Annotated in this window: 12 protein-coding genes and 1 tRNA gene; 7 read left to right on the top strand and 6 right to left on the bottom strand. The window is 70.6% G+C overall.

Features of this window, described 5'->3' with window-relative positions:
* Window positions 1-86: 86 nt before the first annotated feature.
* The 5 genes from EDF47_RS16740 (at window position 87) to EDF47_RS16760 (ending at window position 5,320) form a co-directional block, all read left to right on the top strand.
* Window positions 87-1,340 carry an ATP-binding protein gene (locus EDF47_RS16740; RefSeq protein WP_133938447.1) on the top strand — a complete coding sequence of 418 codons (1,254 nt, stop codon included), beginning with the start codon at window positions 87-89 and terminating at the stop codon, window positions 1,338-1,340.
* Window positions 1,337-2,581 carry a hypothetical protein gene (locus EDF47_RS16745; RefSeq protein WP_133938445.1) on the top strand — a complete coding sequence of 415 codons (1,245 nt, stop codon included), beginning with the start codon at window positions 1,337-1,339 and terminating at the stop codon, window positions 2,579-2,581. Before EDF47_RS16740 ends, EDF47_RS16745 begins: the two co-directional genes overlap by 4 nt.
* Window positions 2,568-3,269 (top strand): response regulator, encoded by a 702-nt coding sequence (locus EDF47_RS16750; RefSeq protein WP_235035937.1) that lies wholly within the window; start codon window positions 2,568-2,570, stop codon window positions 3,267-3,269. Before EDF47_RS16745 ends, EDF47_RS16750 begins: the two co-directional genes overlap by 14 nt.
* The gene (locus EDF47_RS16755) at window positions 3,269-3,895 is read left to right on the top strand and encodes a thymidine kinase (RefSeq protein WP_123938650.1); all 627 of its coding nucleotides are present in this window, start codon (window positions 3,269-3,271) and stop codon (window positions 3,893-3,895) included. Before EDF47_RS16750 ends, EDF47_RS16755 begins: the two co-directional genes overlap by 1 nt.
* A gap of 375 nt (window positions 3,896-4,270) precedes the next feature.
* Window positions 4,271-5,320, top strand: coding sequence for an LLM class flavin-dependent oxidoreductase (locus EDF47_RS16760; RefSeq protein WP_133938443.1), 1,050 nt, complete (start codon window positions 4,271-4,273; stop codon window positions 5,318-5,320).
* Window positions 5,321-5,419: 99 nt separating this feature from the next.
* On the opposite strand, the gene EDF47_RS16765 is transcribed toward EDF47_RS16760, so the two are convergent.
* From EDF47_RS16765 to EDF47_RS16785, 5 genes are all read right to left on the bottom strand, one after another.
* The gene (locus EDF47_RS16765; protein ID WP_133938441.1) at window positions 5,420-6,037 is read right to left on the bottom strand and encodes a response regulator transcription factor; all 618 of its coding nucleotides are present in this window, start codon (window positions 6,035-6,037) and stop codon (window positions 5,420-5,422) included.
* Complete coding sequence (locus EDF47_RS16770; RefSeq protein ID WP_131879231.1) at window positions 6,034-7,059, bottom strand: ATP-binding protein; 1,026 nt, start codon at window positions 7,057-7,059, stop codon at window positions 6,034-6,036. The genes EDF47_RS16765 and EDF47_RS16770 overlap by 4 nt, the downstream gene beginning before the upstream one ends.
* 150 nt (window positions 7,060-7,209) lie before the next feature.
* Window positions 7,210-7,283 (bottom strand) — tRNA-Pro (locus EDF47_RS16775).
* Between the two features lie 91 nt (window positions 7,284-7,374).
* Window positions 7,375-8,331, bottom strand: a complete 957-nt coding sequence (locus EDF47_RS16780) for a metallophosphoesterase (RefSeq protein ID WP_123292148.1) — start codon at window positions 8,329-8,331, stop codon at window positions 7,375-7,377.
* Window positions 8,328-10,889 (bottom strand): transglycosylase domain-containing protein, encoded by a 2,562-nt coding sequence (locus EDF47_RS16785; RefSeq protein ID WP_133938439.1) that lies wholly within the window; start codon window positions 10,887-10,889, stop codon window positions 8,328-8,330. The genes EDF47_RS16780 and EDF47_RS16785 overlap by 4 nt, the downstream gene beginning before the upstream one ends.
* A gap of 50 nt (window positions 10,890-10,939) precedes the next feature.
* Here EDF47_RS16785 and EDF47_RS16790 point away from each other — a divergent pair, with 50 nt between their 5' ends.
* Together EDF47_RS16790 and EDF47_RS16795 are read left to right on the top strand one after the other, a co-directional pair.
* Window positions 10,940-11,098, top strand: coding sequence for a DUF4177 domain-containing protein (locus EDF47_RS16790; protein WP_017888699.1), 159 nt, complete (start codon window positions 10,940-10,942; stop codon window positions 11,096-11,098).
* Window positions 11,095-11,556 (top strand): RidA family protein, encoded by a 462-nt coding sequence (locus EDF47_RS16795; protein ID WP_123292150.1) that lies wholly within the window; start codon window positions 11,095-11,097, stop codon window positions 11,554-11,556. Before EDF47_RS16790 ends, EDF47_RS16795 begins: the two co-directional genes overlap by 4 nt.
* A 79-nt stretch (window positions 11,557-11,635) precedes the next feature.
* Here the strand turns inward: EDF47_RS16795 and acs are convergent, their stop codons facing one another.
* Window positions 11,636-13,588 carry an acetate--CoA ligase gene (gene acs / locus EDF47_RS16800; protein WP_133938437.1) on the bottom strand — a complete coding sequence of 651 codons (1,953 nt, stop codon included), beginning with the start codon at window positions 13,586-13,588 and terminating at the stop codon, window positions 11,636-11,638.
* Between the last annotated feature and the right edge of the window lie 193 nt (window positions 13,589-13,781).

The raw sequence follows: 13,781 nt of genomic DNA on the forward strand, positions 1-13,781 counted from the left end.
CGAACGGACGCTGTTTCGGGGTACACGGTCAGCACCGAGGTGTTTGATCGTGGGCGGCATTCCCGCCACCCGGAAGGACCCATCTCGTGCTCGGCATCCCCACGCACCTCGCTCCGCGAGTGAACGCGTGGTCGACGGTGCGGGCCTTCCACGCCGGTGCGATCGGATCGCTGGTGGCGGCGGCGATCGCGCTGCTGCTGTACCGGTTGTCCGAGCCCGACGTGCAGGTGATCAGCGCGGTCCTGGCGCTCGTCCCGATGCTCGGCATGATCGGCGTGCACGTGCAGTTCGGCACCTGGCGCTCCGCGGTCGCGTTCCTGGTCGTCGGCGGCGTCTGTGCGTGGTGGTTCGCGATGGTCGTGCAGCAGCAGGTCCCGTTGGGCTGGGTCACCTCGTACCTGCTGTCGTTGGCGGTCATCCCGCTCATCCTGGTCGGCGGGGCCGGCGCGGTGCCGAGCCGCGTCGTGCTGTGGTCCTTCCTCGGGTTCCTGACCGGACGGGCGGCGACGTGGATCGCGGTCGTCCAGGCAGACGGCCCACCGCGTCCGCTCGTGCTCGCCTGGGTGACGCTCGGGTTCGTGGTCGTGCTGGTGCTGTTCACGAGCCGGAGCACCGGTCGGTCGGAGCGGGTGCAACCGGAGCTGCTGCGGTCGGCGCGTGAGGAGCACGTCTCCGCGTACCGTGCCGGGGTCGAGGCCGAGGCGGCTGCGATCCTGCACGACACCGTCCTGAACCACCTCAACGCGATCGCCCTGGCTCCCGACGGCCCGATGGACCCGCACCTGGCGCGGACCGTCGAGGCCGACGTCGCCGTCCTGACCGGCAAGGGGTGGCTGGCACCGGCCGCCCGGCAGCGACCCGGTGCAGCGGTCGACGCGTTCGCCGTCATGGTCGACGAGCACCGTGCGGCCGGTCTCGATGTCACAGTTTCCGGTGATCCGTCCGCCCTCGACCGGCTCGACCAGCGCGCCGTCACCGCGCTCGTCCGCGCCGTCGGGCAGTGTCTGGCCAACGTCCGCAAGCACGCCGGTGTCGACGCGGCCGAGGTCAGCGTCTTCGACGACGGTGCGTCGTGCACCGTGATGGTGGTCGACGACGGTCGCGGTTTCGACGAGGACTCCACGGGCTCCGACCGGATGGGCCTGCGTGGCTCCGTCCGCGACCGCATCGGTCGGGTGGGCGGCGACGTCCAGATCTGGTCGTCGCCCGGTTCGGGGACGAGCGTGATGATGACGGTGCCGTTCGGACCGGTCACCGCCACGACCGACGCCGCGGCCACCGATCACGTCGGCACCGTGGTGCGCGACGAGGTCGGCGGCGTGCACGGAGCCGACCGGTGAGCGCCACGACCGAGGCCCGTCGGACCGCGCAGCAGTACGACCCGCTCGGCGCGATGGGGTCGCGTCCGCTCGCGATCGGGCTCGGCGCCGCCAGCATCGTCTGGGCGCTCCTGGTGTCCGTGTTCGACCGTGACGTCGTGGGCAGCCCCACCCTCAGCGCGCTCACCGTCATCCTGGTCGCTGCATCAGCAGCGGTCGTGTTCACCGCCTCGAGCCCGTTCCGCGCACCCTTCCCGCGGTGGGCGTTCGTCGCGCACGTCGGGCTGCTCGGCCTGGCGTCGGTGACGAGCGTCGCCGCGCAGTGGGGACCCGACCGCAGCGCGCTGAACGACTTCATGTCGCTCATCACGGCGACCGGCATCGTGATGGTGGCGCCGTACCGGCCCTGGACGGACCTGACCATCGGCGGCGCCCTGCTCGCCGTCGTGAACGCCGCGACCTGGGGCGTCGGTGCAGCGACGTTCCCGCACGAGATCCCCGTCGCCGTCGCGGCCTTCCTGGCGGCGGCACCGACCCTGGTGCTGACCGCTGCGTCGGCCGTCTTCGCGTGGACGTTCGCGGGTCTGGCCGAGCGGGTGCAGATCCGGGCTGGTTCCTACTCGGTGGAGCGTGCGGAGCGGGACGGCATCGCGGCGAGCGTGCAGCAGGACCGGTCGACGATCCTCGCCCGCGACGTCGCACCGTTCTTCGCCGAGCTGCGCACGCGCGAGGTCATCACCGATGCCGACCGCGAGCGGGCACGACTGATCGCCGACGGCATCCGCCGGGCGATGGTCGCCGACGCGGACCGCACCTGGTTCGAGCAGGCCGTGCGGGTCGAGGGCGGGGAGGCCCCAGTGGTCGACGACCCGGACGGGCTCGCCGCGATGCTCGACGCCGACCAGCGCTCCGTGGTGCGGACGTTCCTGCGGGCCGCCTTCCGTGCCTCGACCGTCGACCCGGCCGGGTTCCGGGCAACGCTCCGACGCGCGGACGGGCAGGACGACGCGGCCACACGCGGCGATGCAGCGCGCACCGACCCGGCCCGCACCGACCCGGCCCGCACCGACCCCGCCCGCACCGACCCGGCCCGCGATGCCCGCGTGCTGCTCGAACTCGACCTCGCCGTGGCCGACTCCGACATCGGGATCCACCGCACCTTCGACCCCTACTTCGCCGTCCTCCGTGTGACGTTCCCCGACCTCGACGTCGCGGTTCGTCCGTCCGCCCTCGCACTAAGGTTCTCCTATGACCAGCACTGACCCGAACAGGCTCTCGGAGGGGTCCCCGTCCCTCCCGAACCCGGGGGCACGACGTGTGCGGTTGGCCATCCTCGACGACCACGAGGTGCTGCTGGACAGCCTGTCGAGCTGGATCGCGGTGAACGCGTTCGACTTCGACCTGGCCCTGACCGCGCACACCTGGCTCGAGATGGTCCACAGCGACAGCTTCCCGACCGACCTGGTGTTCCTCGACTTCCAGCTCAAGGAACCCGTCTCGATCGAGGCCCGTGTCCGCACCTGCCGTGCCGCCGGCGCGAAGGTCATCGTGCTCTCCAGCGTCGACAGCCGCGAGTCCCGCGACCGTGCCCTGGCAGCAGGCGCCGCGGCGTTCCTGTCGAAGTCCTTGCCGATGCGTGAGGTCATGGACGTCGCCCGCGAGATCATGGGCGTCGCCCGCGAGACCCCGCAGCCGCGCGAGTGGCGTCCGCTGCCCACCGGAGCGGCCGCGCACCAGCGTCCGAAGCTCAGTCACGGCGAGGAAGAAGCGCTCCGGCTGTACGTGTCCGGCTACTCGACCAACGAGGTCGCCGCGCAGATGAACGTGCAGTACGAGACCGCGAAGACCTACCTGCGCCGGGTCCGCGAGAAGTACAGCAAGGTCGGCCGTCCCGCCTCGAAGAAGTCCGACCTGATCCGGCGGGCTGCCGAGGACGGGTTCCTCGCGTAGTGGCGAAGCTCTACTTCCGCTACGGCGCGATGAACAGCGGCAAGAGCACGGGGCTCCTGCAGGCTGCCTACAACTACGAGGAGCGCGGCCACCGGGTGCTGCTCGCGAAGCCCGCGGTGGACACCAAGGGCGACCGTGAGATCGTGTCCCGCCTCGGCGTGACCCGCACCGTCGACCTGGTCTTCGCCCCCGACGCCGACGTCCGGTCCGCGGTCGCCGCGGCCGGCGCCGTCGACCCCGAGTCCGACCGCCTCGACGGCATGGTCCGCGCCGTCAGCTGCGTCCTGGTCGACGAGGCGCAGTTCCTCACCCCGCGCCAGGTCGACGACCTGCTGCGCATCGCGGTCCTCGACGAGATCCCGGTGATCACGTACGGCATCCGCACCGACTTCCGCACCGAGGCGTTCCCGGGCAGCGCCCGCCTGCTCGAGGTCGCGCACTCGCTCGAAGAGCTCAAGACGATCTGCCGGTGCGGTCGCAAGGCGGTCTTCAACGCCCGCACCGTCGACGGCCGGTTCGTGTTCGACGGCTCGCAGGTCGCCATCGACGGCGTCGACGTCGCCTACGAGTCGCTCTGCGCCAACTGCTACCTGACGGAGTCCGGCGGCCGGCTCGACGGCGCCTGACCCGCGCTGCCGGCAGATCGGCACACACCGCTCGCGTTCGTCGAGCGGACACGTCGCGTCGCCGGTGCGCCCGTCGGGCGACCGGACGCGACCAGTCCGCGAGGTGCGCGCGGCAGGTCGTGACCGCTCGGCGCTCGAGACGCGACCGCAGACGGCCTGGAGGCCCGGTGCAGCCCCGCCACGGGCCTCCCGGCCGTCGCGCCTGACGTCCACGGCGCGCCGCATGCGTCCGCCGTCCGGTCGCGAACCGTCGCTTGTGCGACGTCCGGGCGACGCCTGGTGACCGGTCGGCCGGCGGACGACGGCGTGTCCTGACTGGTGGTGGAGGCGGTCTCCTCGTGGAATGCGTGCGCCGCGGCGCGCGTTGGTGACCACATGAGCGACGACACCCTGCACCTGTCCGTCCTGGACCTGGCGACGCGCGAGTACGGCCAGTCCAACACCGAAGCCCTGCAGGGCTCGATCGACATGGCTGTCCACGCCGAGAAGCTCGGCTACGAGCGGTTCTGGGTCGCCGAGCACCACGGCATGCCCGGCATCACCTCGTCGGCCCCCGCGGTGCTGCTGAGCGCCGTCGGCGCGGCCACCTCGACCATCCGCATCGGCTCCGGCGGCGTCATGCTGCCGAACCACGCACCCCTCGTCATCGCCGAGCAGTTCGGCACGCTCCGTGCGCTGTACGGCGACCGCGTCGACCTCGGGCTCGGCCGCGCGCCGGGTACCGACGGGGCGACCGCGATGGCGCTGCGCCGTACCGACCGGCTCGACGTCGACGACTTCCCCGACCGCCTCGCCGACCTGATCGGGTTCTTCACCGGCATGGACAAGTCGAACCCGCTGTCCCGCATCCGCGCGGTGCCCGGCTACGGCGACGTGCCGGAGTTCTGGTTGCTCGGTTCCTCCGGGTACAGCGCGCAGGTGGCCGGGGCGCTCGGCGTCTCGTTCGCCTTCGCCCACCACTTCGCGTCGGACAACACCGAGGCGGCGCTCGCGCTGTACCGTGACTCGTTCCGGCCCTCGCGGTTCCGCCAGACGCCGAACGCCCTCATCGGCGTGCAGGTCGTCACGGACGAGGACCCGGCCGTCGTCGACGAGCAGAGCGCTCCCGGGATGATCTCGTTCATCCGGATGCGCTCCGGACGGAAGCCCGAGCCGGTCTCGATGGACGAGGCCCGCGCGTACGAGTTCACCGACCTCGAGCGTCGGTTCATCGCCGCCCGCACCGAGCGCCAGGCGTACGGCACCGCCGACCAGGTGGCGGACAAGATCAACGCGCTCGTGGCGTCCACCGGGGCGAACGGCGTGATCGTCGCTCCGGGTGCTGCGCAGGCGCGGTACCGGCACCAGGCGCTCGACGTCGTCGCGGGGCTGCATGCCGCGGGGCGGCTCGTGCGCGCTGGCGCGTCGGCGTCGGCGTCGGTCTAGCTCGCTCGCTCGCTCGCTCGTTCGTTCGCTTGGTGAGCAGAAATGGTCGGGTCGCCGTCGGGCACCCGACCATTTCTGCTCACCAAGTGGAGCGGAGCCTCAGGTGAGCACACCGAGGCGCGTCGCCGCAGCCACGGCGCCGACCCGCGAACCGACGTCGAGCTTGCGGAACACGTTGTAGACGTGTCGCTTGACGGTGCCGATCGCGAGCTGGAGGTCCGCCGCGATCTCGGCGTTGGTGCGCGCAGCCGCGAGGAGCCGCAGGACCTCGAGCTCGCGGTCGCTGAGCGGTGATCCCGCGCGGGCCTCGGTGACCAGGTCGACCGGGAACGTCACCGGCCCGGCATCGGCGTGCGCGGCCCGGGCGATGCGGTCGACGAGCTCGCGGCTCGGGGTGTCCTTCGTGACGAAGTCGACCGCGCCGGCGTCGAGCAGCGTCCGGCGCAGGACGGCGTCGCGGTGCATCGTGAGCACCACCACGCGGACGTCCGGACGGGTGCGGCGCACCGTGGCGATCGTCGTGCGTGCCGGCGGACCGTCGAGCTCGACGTCGAGGAGCAGGACGTCGATGGCGGCAGCTTCGGGGGAGTCGAGGACGTCGGACGGACGCTCGCCGTGCGCGACCACGCGGATCGTGGGGACGGCGGCGAGGATCGTGGCCAGTCCTTCGCGGAACAGCTGGTGGTCGTCGACGATGGCGACGTGCGTGACGGTCAAAGCGTGCCCCTCGGGATCGTCAGGCGGACGGTGGTGCCGGTGCCTGGGGTGCTCTCGACGTCGAGTCGCGCGCCGATGACCGCGGCCCGCTCGCGCATGGTCTGCTGCCCGAGGCGTCCGTCGGCGTCGGCATCGGGGTCGAAGCCCGGACCGTCGTCGGAGACCGTCACGACGAGGGATGCCGTGGTCCACGCGAAGTGCACCTCGGCGGTGGAGTGCGGAGCGTGCTTCCGGCGGTTCGTGAGCGCCTCGAGCAGGATCGTCAGTGCTTCTTCCGCCTGCCAGTTCGGCAGGTGCTCGGGCGTACCCGTGGTGCTGAACGACAAACGGTCGTCGTCGGAGAACAGGTCCCTGGCGTGCCGGGCGAGCGCATCGTCGAGCAGGGCGTCGCCGACGCGGGCGTGCAGGCTCACCGCGAGGTCCTGCACGTCGCCGAGTGCTCCGCGCAGCAGCCGTGCGGCGTCGTCGAGCTGGTCGGCTCGTTCACCGGCCGGGGGATCGGTCAGCAGCACGAGGTCGAGCCGCTGGAGCCCGGCGAGGATGCCGTGCGCGACGCGGTCGTGCAGGTCACGGGCGATCTGCGTGCGGGAGTCCAGGTGCGCCGTCGTGGCGCGCTGGCGCAGCGCTTCCGTGTAGGCGACGGCCCCGGCGGGGAACCGGCTCCAGATGCCCGCGTGGAGCGCCCTGGTGGCACGCAGGACCTCGGCGGTGGATTCCGCGCCGACCTCGTCCACGAAGAGCGGCAGGTAGGCGTCGAAGAGCATCTCCGCGGCGAGCATCGCGCCGGCGGGGTGCTGGGACTGTTCGGCGTGCAGGGAGCCGGAGGCCAGGTGCTCCGGATCGAGGTACGCGCCGCTCACCACGCTGTCCTCGGCACCGGCGGCGTAGCGCGCGTGTGCCTCGGCGATCATCGACGTCACGTTGTCGACGAGGTTCTGCGTCAGGACCGGGTCGTCGGCGAGCTCGGGGAACTGTGCGGCGATCCGTTCGAGGACCGGGCGGAAGTGGTCGGCGCGTGACATCGCTGTCGAGGGTATCTGCGTCGTCGCAGCCGGCGGAGCGGCGGCCACGTCGTGTGTCGGGAGGTGTAGTGCCGAGCGCTCGACCGTGGAAAAGCAGAAGGCCCCGGTTCCGGAGAACCAGGGCCTTCTTCGTACTGTCTCAACACAGTGTCGGGGTGACAGGATTTGAACCTGCGACCTCCTCGTCCCGAACGAGGCGCGCTACCAAGCTGCGCCACACCCCGCGGTGTGATCACTCCGTACCGGAGCAACCCGACAATACTATCCGATGATCGGGGGTGCTCACGACCATCCGGCGAACTCCCGGGCGCGTCGTCAGGAGGTGCGGGCGGTGAGGGTGACGACGACCGCTTCGGGCCGGCAGGCGAACCGGACCGGCGCGTAGATCGAGGTGCCGAGACCGGCCGAGACCTCGAGCCACGACCAGTGGTTCCGGTGCTCCCACTTGTGCAGCCCGCTGACGTACCGGCGGGGGAGGTCGCTGTTCGTGACGAGGGCACCGACCCCGGGCACCTGGACCTGGCCACCGTGGGTGTGGCCAGCGAAGATGATGTCCGCACCCTGGGTGACGAAGGCGTCGAGCACGCGGCGGTAGGGCGCGTGCGTGACACCGATCGCGACGGGAGCTGGGCCGTCCTCGTCTTCGGACCAGGGCACCTCGCCGCGCATCTCGTCGACGTTCGTGGGGAGCAGGTCGAGCCGGTCCCAGTCGCGGTGCGCGTCCGAGGTGCCGAACAGCTCGAACCGCGAGCCGCGGAGCTCGATGGCGCGAGCGTGGTCGTTCAGGTCGAGCCACCCGAGGGACTCGAAGAACGCCGTCTGCCGGTCGATGTCGAGCTCGACGGGCTTCGCCTCGCTGTGCATGCGGCTCGGGCCGGAGAAGTACTTCAGCGGGTTGCGCGGCGACGGTCCGAAGAAGTCGTTCGACCCGTACGCGAACACGCCGGGGACACCCCGGAACGGCTCGAGTGCGTACTCCACGGCCGCGTTCGCCGTGGGGTGCCCGAGGTTGTCGCCGGTGTTCACGATGAAGTCCGGCTCCACCAGGGACAGGTCGCGCAGCCACTGCTGCTTGTCGGCCTGCCACGGGGCCATGTGGATGTCGGACAGGTGCAGGACCGTCACGTCACGCGACCCCGGCGGGAGGACCGGGACGGTCTCCCACCGGATGCCGAAGCGTCGACGCTCGACGAGCGAGCCCCAGGCGAACGAGGCAGCGCCGACGGCCGCGCCGGCTGCGAGGACCCCGAGCGCGGCGCGACCGCGGGTCACTTGCAGTCCTTGGGCGCCTTGCCGTTCTTGTCGCCGTACAACTGGACGTTCACGTCGGCGTTCTTGTCGGCGGCGGCACCGATCGCGGGTTCGACGGCTGCGACCTTGCAGGTCTTGTTGCCGCCGCCCTTCGCGAAGTCGTCCGACACGTTGACGTTGCCGAAGCCGGCGTCGTTCAGCGCCGAGCGGGCGTCGCCGAGTGAGTCGCCGCCGATCTCGGGCACGTTGGCCTGCGACCCGTCCGAGGTGTAGACCGTCACGCTCGATCCGGAGGACAGGAGCGCACCGGCGGACGGCGAGGTCGACGACACCGAACCGGGGTTGCCGGTGCCGGGGCGGGCGCCACCGTCGACGTAGGTAAAGCCGGCGCCGGAGATCGCTGCGCGGGCTTCGTCAGCGGTCTTCCCCTGCAGGTTCGGGAGTGCCTTGGCGTTGCCTCGGATCGCCGTCGGCTGCGGGTCCGTGAAGGCACCGGCGGGGTAGGTGGCGTTGACCGCGGTCATCGCTTGACGCCAGACGTCGGCACGGGAGCCGGCGTAGGTCCCGCCCACGCCGTTGCTGTAGTGCCGGAGGTTGTTCTTCTTACCGTCGGTGTTGCCCTGCCAGTAGGCGGTCGCGACGCGCGAACTTGCACCGACGAGCCAGATCTGGTCCGCCTCGTCGGTGGTGCCCGTCTTGGCGAACATCTGGGTGCCGTCCGGCGTCTGTGCACCGCGCGCGGTACCGCTGGTGATCGTGCCCTTCATGGCGTAGATCGCAGCCTGCGCGAACGCCGGGTCAACTGCCTGCTGGCAGTCCTTCGTCTGTCCGCCGAGCTGCTTGCCGGACGGCGAGGTGATCTGGTCGATGGCGATCGGCTTGCAGTAGATGCCGTTGTTCGCAACAGCGGCGTACGCGGCGGCCATCGTCATCGGGGCGATCTCGTTGGTGCCGAGGATCGCGGACGGGTTCTGGTACTGCAGCTCGCCGCCGTCAGCACGGTGCACGCCGAGCGACTGCGCGATGTCGCGGATGTCGCAGAGGTCGAGCTTCTGGGCCATCGATGCGAACGCGCCGTTGATCGAGCCAGCGGTGGCCCCGAGCACGCTCCAGTTACCGCCCTCGCCCGGAGCATCGTTCGAGACGTCGAACTTCGTGTAGTCGGTCTGACCGCAGATGGTCCACGGCGTGACCACACGTTCAGCACCGCTGACGGTCTCGTTGAGCCCGTGGCCCGCCTTGATCCAATCCAGCAGCGTGAAGAGCTTGTAGGTCGAGCCGGTCTGGAACCCGCCGGAGTTGCCGTACTTGTAGTCGACGCTGTAGTTCAACGAGGTCGACGTCGGTGCCGACTTCAGCGACTCGTCGAAGTCCTTGTTCTGCGCCATCGTCACGATGCGGCCGGAGCCGGCCTCGATCGAGTTGAGTGTCGCACCGAGCGCCAGGTTCGTCTCGGCCTTGTTGTCGTACGTGTTGAGGAGCTGCTTCTGCTCGGCGTTCAGGTCGATGTTCAGCGTCGTCTGGATCTTGTAGCCGCCGTTCCGCCACGCGGTGTCGCGAGCCTTCTGCGACGAGCCGAGCTGCGACATCTCGAGCACGACCTTCTTGGCGTAGTCGCAGAAGAACTGCGAGCCGTCGCCGACCGATGCCCGGCAGCCCTGCGACGGCTGCGTCAGGTGCACGTAGTCCGCCGGCTTCGACAGGCGGGCCGTGCGGTACTCGGCTTCGGTCAGGTTCTTCTGGTCGTACATCGAGCGCAGGATGACGTTGCGTCGAGCGACGTTGGCGTCGTACTTCTTCGGCGTCGACAGGTTGCGCGCCTCGGGGTACTGCACGATGGCCATCAGCGAGGCAGCCTCGGCCGGGGTCAGGTTCGTCGCGCTCTTGTTGTAGTAGTGCTGCGCGGCGGCCTGCACGCCGTAGGTCTGGTCACCGAAGTAGGCGATGTTCAGGTAGGCGGTGAGGATCTCCTTCTTGGAGTACTTCTTCGCCAGCCCGATCGCGAGCTTCATCTCCTCGAGCTTGCGGGGGATGGTCTGCTCGACGGCCTCGTTGTAGGCCTTCTGCTGCTCCTTCTTCGTGGGGAGGTTCAGCGCTTCGTTCATCTTGATGTTGCGGACGAGCTGCATGGTCAACGTCGACCCACCGCCCGAGTCGCCGAGTCCACCGGCGATGCTGCCCACGCCGGCGCGGATGAGCGAGGTCATGTCGACGCCGCCGTGGCTGTAGAAGCGCTTGTCCTCGCCGTCGATGGCGGCGTTCTTCAGCTGGTCGCTGATCTGGTCGAACTTCAGTTCCTGCCGGTTCTGGTCGTACAGCGTCGCGAAGTGCACCGACTTGCCGCCCGAGTACGCGTACAGCTCGTTGCGCTGCGGCAGGTCACCGATCTCGATGTACTCCGGCAGCGACTCGAACACACCGATCGTCGACGTCGTCGTGACACCGGCGACCGCGATGGCCGGGGTGACCCCGATCGTGACGAGCAGGCCGGCGAGGGCACTGAACCCGACGAATCCGATGAAGGCGCCGACTGCTGAGACGGGCTTGGTCCGCGAGGCAGACGTCTTCTGGGCAGACATAGGATGCAGCCTAAACGACACCCACGACTGAAAGGCTGGCAAGGAACCGCATGACTCGCTGGGAGTACTTCACCACGCCCCTGATGATCCACAACACCACCGCCATCCTCAACAACTACGGGGACGAGGGCTGGGAGCTGGTCCAGATCGTCACCGGCCCCGAGGGTGGGCTCGTCGCGTACCTCAAGCGCCCGAAGGCCGACGCATGAGCGTCGCGGACCGCCTGACCGAGCTGGGGCTGACGCTCCCGCCGGTCGCCGCACCCGTCGCCGCCTACGTCCCCGCGGTCGTCACCGGCCAGTACGTCTACACGGCCGGGCAGCTGCCGTTCGTCGACGGCGCACTGCCCGTCACCGGCAAGGTCGGAGCGTCGGTCGACGCCGAGACCGCCACCGCGCAGGCCCGCGTGGCCGCCCTCAACGCACTGGCCGCCGTCGAGTCGGTCGCCGGCTCGCTCGACCGCGTCGCCCGGGTCGTCAAGGTCACCGTGTTCGTCGCGTCGGAGCCGTCCTTCACGGGCCAGCCCGGGGTCGCGAACGGCGCCTCCACCCTGGTCGGCGAGGTCTTCGGTGACGCCGGCGTCCACGCGCGCAGCGCGGTGGGCGTGGCGGTGCTGCCGCTGGACGCTCCTGTGGAGGTCGAGCTGGTGGTGGAACTGACGTCCTGACGGACCGTCAGCAGTGAAGCGAACGCAGGTGGGGCCTCCCGTCCGACATGGACTGGAGGCCCCACCTGCGTGACACGGACTACATGAGTTCCGCGATGGTCGCCATGATCGTCGGGTCGGCCAGCGTCGTCGTGTCGCCGATGCGGCGCCCCTCGGCCGCGTCGCGGAGCAGGCGCCGCATGATCTTGCCGGAGCGCGTCTTGGGCAGTTCGGGGACGATGACCACCTGGCGGGGCTTCGCGATCGCACCGATGCGCTTGCCCACCCAGTTGCGGAGTTCGGTCGAGGCCGATTCGCGGTCGACGTCGGCAGCGGCCTCGGCGGTGAGGATGACGTACGCGACGACCGCCTGTCCGGTGGTCTCGTCGGCGGCTCCGACGACGGCCGCCTCGGCGACGCCCTCGTGCCCGACCAAGGCGGACTCGATCTCGGCCGTCGACAGGCGGTGCCCGGAGACGTTCATGACGTCGTCGACGCGGCCCTGGATCCAGATGTCGCCCTGACCGTCGAGCCGCGCTCCGTCGCCGGCGAAGTACCGGCCGGGGAACCGCGACCAGTACGTCTCGACGAAGCGGTCCGGGTCGCCCCAGATGCCGCGCGCCATCGACGGCCACGGCTCCGTGATCGTGAGGTAGCCGCTCTCTCCCGGGTCGGCGCGGTTGCCGTCGTCGTCGACGATCTCGGCGACGATGCCGGGCAGCGGTGTCTGCGCGGCGCCGGGCTTGAGCTTCGTCACACCGGGCAGCGCGGAGATCATGATCGCGCCGGTCTCGGTCTGCCACCACGTGTCGACGATGGGCGTGCGGTCGTGGCCGATGACCTGGCGGTACCAGTTCCACGCCTCGGGGTTGATCGGTTCGCCGACGCTGCCGAGCAGGCGCAGGGTCTCGAGACTGCGGGCCTCGGGGATCTCGCGGCCGGCCTTCATCGCCGCACGGACCGCCGTCGGCGCGGTGTACAGGACGGTGACGCCGTACGAGTCGACGATGTCCCACCAGCGGCCGGGCTTCGGCTCGTCGGGCGTGCCCTCGTAGAGCACCTGCGTCACGCCGTTCGCCAGGGGGCCGTAGACGACGTACGAGTGCCCGGTGATCCAGCCGATGTCGGCGGTGCACCAGTAGACGTCCTTCTCCGGGTGCATGTCGAACACGTTCTTGTGCGTGTACGCCGCCTGGGTCAGGTACCCGCCGGAGGTGTGCACGATGCCCTTCGGCTTCCCGGTCGTGCCCGAGGTGTACAGGATGAACAGCGGGGTCTCGGCGGGGAAGGCCTCTGGCGTGTGCTCCGGGGCGGCCTTCGCGACCTCGTCGTGCCACCACAGGTCACGGTCGTTCCAGGCGATCTCGTTGCCGCCGCGCTTGACGACCAGGACGTGCTCGACGCTGTCGGTGCCCTCGCCCTCGAGTGCCTCGTCGACCGCGGGCTTGAGCGCTGACACCGCGCCACGGCGCCAGCCGCCGTCCGCCGTGACGACGAGCTTCGCGCCGGCGTCCTCGATGCGGGCGCGGAGGCTCTCGGCGCTGAACCCGCCGAAGACGACGGAGTGCACGGCGCCGATGCGGGCGACGGCGAGCATCGTCACGACGGCCTCGGGGATGAGCGGTAGGTAGACGACGACGCGGTCGCCCTGCCCGACGCCGAGGTCGGTGAGCATGTTCGCGGCGCGCTGGACCTCAGCGGTGAGTTCGGCGTAGGTGATCCGGCGGGTGTCGCCGGGTGCGCCCTCGAAGTGGATCGCCACCCGGTCGCCGTTGCCCGCGCGGACGTGCCGGTCGAGGCAGTTCTCGGCCACGTTGAGCGAGCCGTCGGCGAACCACTTCGCGAACGGGGCGCCGGACCAGTCGAGGGTCTGCGTGAACGGCGTGCGCCAGTCGAGCAGGCTGCGGGACTGCTCGGCCCAGAAGGCCTCGCGGTCGGCGGCGGCGGCCTCGTGCAGGTCTTCGTGCGCGACGGCGTCGGCGACGAACTCGGGTGTCGGCGGGAAGGTGGCGCCGTCGTCCTCGCGGTGGTCGGTCTGGGTCGGAGTGGACATCGATGTCCTTTCGCGTCGTTGCGTCCTCAGGGTGCGCCACGGAGACTACCCCTCGGCCCGTGCGCTGCGCGGTTGCGTGACGAGCGGCGGGCCCGGGTGCGGGGGAGCCAGGCCGCGGCGGCGGGCCCGGGTGCGGGGGAGCCAGGCCGCGGCGGCGGGCGCGGGTCTGGGGCAGCGGGGCCGCGACGGCGCA

The sequence above is a fragment of the Curtobacterium sp. PhB190 genome (assembly GCF_004365385.1).
GTDB lineage: Bacteria > Actinomycetota > Actinomycetes > Actinomycetales > Microbacteriaceae > Curtobacterium.

Coding starts and splice junctions, on each gene's coding strand:
- EDF47_RS16760 (WP_133938443.1), top strand. CDS start 4,271: ATGAGCGACGACACCCTGCACCTGTCCGTCCTGGACCTGGCGACGCGC.
- acs (WP_133938437.1), bottom strand. CDS start 13,588: ATGTCCACTCCGACCCAGACCGACCACCGCGAGGACGACGGCGCCACC.
- EDF47_RS16795 (WP_123292150.1), top strand. CDS start 11,095: ATGAGCGTCGCGGACCGCCTGACCGAGCTGGGGCTGACGCTCCCGCCG.
- EDF47_RS16785 (WP_133938439.1), bottom strand. CDS start 10,889: ATGTCTGCCCAGAAGACGTCTGCCTCGCGGACCAAGCCCGTCTCAGCA.
- EDF47_RS16750 (WP_235035937.1), top strand. CDS start 2,568: ATGACCAGCACTGACCCGAACAGGCTCTCGGAGGGGTCCCCGTCCCTC.
- EDF47_RS16790 (WP_017888699.1), top strand. CDS start 10,940: ATGACTCGCTGGGAGTACTTCACCACGCCCCTGATGATCCACAACACC.
- EDF47_RS16770 (WP_131879231.1), bottom strand. CDS start 7,059: ATGTCACGCGCCGACCACTTCCGCCCGGTCCTCGAACGGATCGCCGCA.